This window comes from Burkholderia sp. A9, from assembly GCF_000801975.1.
In genome coordinates this window covers 1-362 of the sequence record NZ_JSZN01000034.1, presented here as the reverse complement: position 1 = coordinate 362, position 362 = coordinate 1, and the positions used below count along the sequence as shown (strand labels likewise).

The window sequence follows — 362 nt, the reverse complement described above, 5'->3', positions numbered from 1 at the left end:
CCCTATAACGAGTCTGTCTCATCGACAGTCGCTACAGGTTGAGTTCTCGCGTTGTGCCGTATTCCAATTGAGTCAAACATAGAGTTCGAATCATCTTGAGATACATCGATACAATCACAACCCGGATAGTTTTCACGTCCATCTCAAGACGCTTCCGCTATCCAAATTACTTACTTCTTCCAGATTGTTAAAGAACGACAGCCGATACATACTACGTATCACTCTGACTGGCTCAATCGCCAATGACAAATGCTCGACCACGTCGAACGCTTGTCATTGAAGATTGGTGGAGGCAGACGGGATCGAACCGACGACCCCCTGCTTGCAAAGCAGGTGCTCTCCCAGCTGAGCTATGCCCCCAT

At 48.3% G+C, this 362-nt stretch carries 1 tRNA gene; it reads right to left on the bottom strand.

Annotated features, from left to right (window positions below):
• Positions 1 to 284 precede the first annotated feature (284 nt).
• A tRNA-Ala gene (locus PI86_RS14085) sits at positions 285 to 360 on the bottom strand.
• Positions 361 to 362 lie beyond the last annotated feature (2 nt).